Source organism: Henriciella sp. (assembly GCF_049649345.1).
Classification (GTDB): domain Bacteria; phylum Pseudomonadota; class Alphaproteobacteria; order Caulobacterales; family Hyphomonadaceae; genus Henriciella.
Map to the genome: position 1 here is coordinate 1 of NZ_JBARZC010000247.1, position 4,631 is coordinate 4,631.

4 protein-coding genes are annotated in these 4,631 nt (G+C 60.5%); 2 read left to right on the forward strand and 2 right to left on the reverse strand.

Features of this window, described 5'->3' with window-relative positions:
- Positions 1 to 23 precede the first annotated feature (23 nt).
- Positions 24 to 290, forward strand: a complete 267-nt coding sequence (locus WA989_RS06355) for an HU family DNA-binding protein (RefSeq protein WP_084393670.1) — start codon at positions 24 to 26, stop codon at positions 288 to 290.
- 14 nt (positions 291 to 304) lie between these two features.
- On the opposite strand, the gene WA989_RS06360 is transcribed toward WA989_RS06355, so the two are convergent.
- Together WA989_RS06360 and WA989_RS06365 are read right to left on the reverse strand one after the other, a co-directional pair.
- On the reverse strand, positions 305 to 1,690 hold the full coding sequence (locus WA989_RS06360; protein WP_424339666.1) for an MATE family efflux transporter: 1,386 nt from the start codon (positions 1,688 to 1,690) through the stop codon (positions 305 to 307).
- 14 nt (positions 1,691 to 1,704) lie between these two features.
- Positions 1,705 to 3,084: a class II 3-deoxy-7-phosphoheptulonate synthase gene (locus WA989_RS06365; RefSeq protein ID WP_424339667.1), complete on the reverse strand. Its 1,380-nt coding sequence runs from the start codon at positions 3,082 to 3,084 to the stop codon at positions 1,705 to 1,707.
- A 138-nt stretch (positions 3,085 to 3,222) separates the two neighbouring features.
- On the opposite strand from WA989_RS06365, the gene WA989_RS06370 reads away from it, so the two are divergent.
- Entirely contained in the window at positions 3,223 to 4,536 is a 1,314-nt protein-coding gene (locus WA989_RS06370; protein ID WP_424339668.1) for an AAA family ATPase, read from the forward strand.
- Positions 4,537 to 4,631: the final 95 nt, after the last annotated feature.

A 4,631-nucleotide genomic window follows, 5' to 3' on the forward strand; every position in this document is an offset into this window, starting at 1 on the left:
CCGTAAGCTAGAAGGAGAGCCCAATGAACAAGGGTGAACTTACAAAAGCCGTCGCAGAATCTGCTGGCATGTCTCAAGCAGACGCCGGCAAGGCGGTAGACGCAGTTTTCGACACCATCTCAGGTGCAGTGAAAAGCCGTAAGCAGGTTGCTATTGCCGGCTTCGGCACGTTCCACGCCAAAACGCGTGGTGCACGTGAAGGTCGTAACCCGGCAACGGGCGAAACGATCCAGATTCCTGAGAAGACGTCAGGTGCTTTCAAGCCGGCATCGGCTCTGAAAGACATCTAGGCTTCGTCTAGATCTCAGATCTTGAGGCGGCGCGCTGGTTTCAACCGGCGCGCCGCTTTCGATTCCAGCAGGGCCGTTTGCAGAAGGCCCGCGACCATCGACGCAATCAGCACCGCCTGCATCATGCCCATGGCCCCGCCGCCCCGCTCCATGCCGAGATACCAGGTCAGCGGCAGCATGAGCAGGAAGTAGGAACCAAGATGAATAAAGGTCGGCGGCCAGATCACATTCTGCGCCCGCATCGCCATGGACGCGACATTTTGCAGCCCGTCGAACACGATTACGAATGACGTGAACCCGATAATCGGGATCAGCGACGCGTGAATCGGCACGCCGGCGACTTCCGCATCCGACTTGATCAGGATCGAGGCGAGCGGCGCCTGGAATATCCACACAAGACTGCCGAGCAGGATGCCCACCAGCACGGTTACCACGATGCCAAGTCGCGAGGCTTCGCGAACCTGATCGGAATTCTTCCGCCCATAGGCTTCGGCGACGCGCACACTTGTGGCCGTGCCGAGACCGAGGAAGGCCATGAAGCAGAACCCGATGACATGGATCGCCATGCCATAGATCGTGTTCACGGCCGTACTGATGAGCGTTGCCACGATAAAGGTCGAGTTGAACCCGCCCCACTCGGCCACATTCGAGACGGCTGTGCCATAGCCGACCGAGAACATGCGCCGCGCCTCTCCTGGCGGGCCTTCGCTCGACGGCTTGAACGCAGGCGACATGCGCCAAACCGCAACCAGAAACAGGATCACCAGAAACCAGCGCGTGCCTGTGGTCGCAATTGCGACGCCATCCGCGCCAAGCTTTGGCATGCCCCACCAGCCGGCGACCACGGCAAGATCGATCACGAGATTGATCAGCACGCCAGCATACATGATCACCGTGACCACCAGCGGTCGTCTCAGCGCTTCAAGATAGGACCCGGCGACGTGGGTGAGCATATGACCGATCAGGCCAATCGACAGAATCCGCGTGACTGAAGCCGTGCCTGCAGCGACATGCGCCTCAAACCCGAACAGCCGGAACATCGGCCCAGCGATGAGAAAGATCACAACAGTCAGCAGTGTCCCGAACCAGAGCGAGAATTTGATGCCGCGCCGGAAGATACGGCCGGTATCTGCGCCCTGTCCAATGCCGGAGAGTTCGGCCGTCAGCACAGACACGCCCATGAGAAGTCCCATGGTGAGCCCGAGCGAGACACCGATCGGCAGCCAGGAATTCAGGACAAAAGGCAGCTCCCCCGGCGCATTCTGGCCAAGCACGATCACATCCGTCAGGCCCATCAACATCATCGCAGCGCGCGAGACGGCAATCGGCCCTGACAGCCGCAACAGATCTGCAATGTCGGATGGCCTCGCCCAGGCGGGCCAGACCCGCCTGCGACGCATGGCTCGTCTCCCTTTTAGCTCGCGGCGCGCGTATCGGCGCTGACGGCTTCTTTCATGTGTTGGAGCTTCTCTGCGATCATGAAGGCCAGCTCAAGCGCTTGTTCGCCATTGAGGCGAGGATCGCAGTGAGTGTGGTATCGAGATGACAGATCCGCTTCGGAGATGGCCTGGGCGCCGCCAATACACTCGGTGACATCCTGGCCGGTCATCTCGAAATGAACCCCGCCTGGATAGCATCCCTCATCGGACACGATCTCGATAAACTGGCGCACTTCTGAGAGGATCCGGTCCACCGGCCGCGTCTTGAAGCCGCTCTCGGTTTTCAGCGTATTGCCGTGCATCGGATCGCAGGACCAGACGACGCTGCGCCCGCTCTTCTTCACCGCGCGCACGATTGGCGAAAGGCCTTTTTCGACGCCTTCTGATCCAAAGCGCGTGATCAGCGTGATCCGGCCAGGTTCGTCTTTCGGGTTCAGCGTCTCGATCAGGCGCAGGAGCTCGTCTGTCTCAAGGCCCGGCCCGCACTTGATACCCAGCGGATTGCGGATGCCCTTGCAGAACTCGACATGCGCATGATCAATCTGGCGCGTCCGGTGACCGATCCACAGCATGTGCGCCGAGGTGTCGTACCAGTCGCCCGAAGTGGAATCGACGCGTGTCATCGCTTCCTCGAAACCAAGCAGCAGGGCTTCATGCGATGTATAGACATCGACTTGCGCCATTTGCGGCACCGATTGCGAATTCACACCGCACGCATTCATGAAGGACAGCGCATCGCTGATCCGGTCTGCCAGCGCGCTATAGCGTGCGCCCTGCGGCGAGCGGTCAACAAAGCCGAGCATCCAGCGGTGGACGTTCGCGAGGTCGGCATACCCGCCCTGCGAGAAGGCGCGCACGAGGTTCAGCGTCGATGCCGCCTGAGAGTAGCTCTTGATCAGCCGCTCAGGGTCGGGAAGCCGGGCGTCCTCGGTGAAGTCCATGCCATTGATATTGTCGCCGCGATAAGAGGGAAGCGTGACGCCATCAATCGTCTCTGTCGCAGACGAGCGCGGCTTGCCGAACTGTCCCGCCAGACGGCCGACTTTCACCACGGGCTTGGAGGCCGCGAAGGTCAGCACGACCGCCATTTGCAGCATGACGCGCAGCGTATCACGAATATTGTCGGCGCTGAATTCCTTGAAGCTCTCGGCGCAGTCGCCGCCCTGCAACAGGAAAGCCTCGCCGGCCGCCACCTTGCCGAGCTGCTGTTTCAGCCGGCGCACTTCACCTGCAAACACCAGCGGCGGAAACGCCTTAAGGCGTGCTTCAACATCGCCAAGGGCTGTCGCATCCGGATAATCCTCCGGAATATGCTTGGCAGGCTTTGCTCTCCAGCTGTTCGGTGTCCACGTCATTGCTCAACTCCTCAGGCGCGCGTCTAAATCATATTGGCACCTGTCGCACAAGTTTTACCACAATTCACCGGCAGTTTCTGTGGCGGAATCATCACCATTGCCCTAGTGCAGGGGCAAAAGAAAAATGCGGAGCCTCCCATGTCGCATGCGTTCATCGCTCACGGCCCGAAAGACGTCGACAGCCTGCTGAAAGTCCACGAAGCACTGCGTCAGGCCGGCATTCCGGTCTGGTATGATGCGCCCGGGGCCGACACTGAAGAAAGCCGCGCGACGATTGCGGACGCCATCGACAAGAGTTTTGCCATGGTCGTGCTGGTCTCGGCCAGCGCTGTACGCTCGCGCGAGGTTCAGGCGCAGATCGAGCGCGCTGTTTCTCGCGGCATGACCATTTTTCCCTTTCGCTCCGATAATGCTCGCCTGTCCGGCGTCTTCAAGAAAGAGCTGGCGGGCAGCCTCACCGATGGGCTGATGGATGAAGGCGGCCTTCAGAAACTCGTCACGCGCGTGCGCCGCCGCTACCGACAGAAATCACCTGTCATCTCGGTGATGAACCTCAAGGGCGGTGTCGGAAAGACGACGATAACCTCGCAAGTCTTCGGCGCCTGGCAGGCCTCGATTGGCGGGCGCGTTCTGCTTGTCGACCTCGACCCGCAATACAATCTGACCCAGACCTTCTTTGACATGGACCTCGCTGATCAGAGCGCCATGCAGGACAAGTCCGTCATCTCGCTTTTTGAACGCAGCCGGCTCCATGCCAGCGATGCAGTTTCGCCCGCCGAGGCCTGGAGCAAGCTCTCCACAGAACCGATCCCCGCGCCTGATCCGGATGATATTGCCCATCCCCTGATGGATAGCGATGCGCCCGGCGGCGTGCTGGACCTGATTTCAGGCCAGTTCGAGATCTCGAAATACGCGTTCGCGACGGACGCTGCCGCCCTTGCCGCCATCCGCGAGAATTTCCTGCGCATGATCGACCATTTGCGTAGCGCCTATGACCTCATCGTCTTCGATACCAATCCAAACGCCACCTTCCTGACCAAATGCGCCCTGGAAGCGAGCGACCGCGTCATCGCGCCCATGCATCCCGACATGTATTCGCTGCGGGGGGTGAAGCTCCTCAATCTCGTCTTGAACGAGCAGATCGCCGAGGATGTCAGGCCGCAGCTTTCAGTTCTCTTCAACCGTGTCTCGCGCAATGAGCAATCGGCATTCGAAGCCGACGCCCGCAATGGCGCCCATGATCAGCGCGCTGGATTCAAACTCTCAGAAGCGCTGCTCCAGCACGCCATCCCGAAGAGCGGCCATCTCGCCGTGCGCGCGCCAGAGCCAGAGGACGCGCCCTGGAAAAGCCTTGTCATACACAAGGGCCGCGGCGGCGGTCTCAAGCCTGTGCGCGAGGCCCTGAAGGCATCTGCCGGCGAGATCCGCCAGCTGCTCATGGCGTCAGCGTAACAGTCGCCTCAGGCAGGCTCGACGTCTGGCACCCATTTCTGGCGAAGGGTGACGATCTCTTCTGCAATCGTCGGATGGACCGCGCAGGTCTTGTC

Bases quoted from the DNA above. Each gene is read 5' to 3' on its own strand.
- WA989_RS06355 (WP_084393670.1), top strand. From the start codon at position 24: ATGAACAAGGGTGAACTTACAAAAGCCGTCGCAGAATCTGCTGGCATG.
- WA989_RS06360 (WP_424339666.1), bottom strand. From the start codon at position 1,690: ATGCGTCGCAGGCGGGTCTGGCCCGCCTGGGCGAGGCCATCCGACATT.
- WA989_RS06365 (WP_424339667.1), bottom strand. From the start codon at position 3,084: ATGACGTGGACACCGAACAGCTGGAGAGCAAAGCCTGCCAAGCATATT.
- WA989_RS06370 (WP_424339668.1), top strand. From the start codon at position 3,223: ATGTCGCATGCGTTCATCGCTCACGGCCCGAAAGACGTCGACAGCCTG.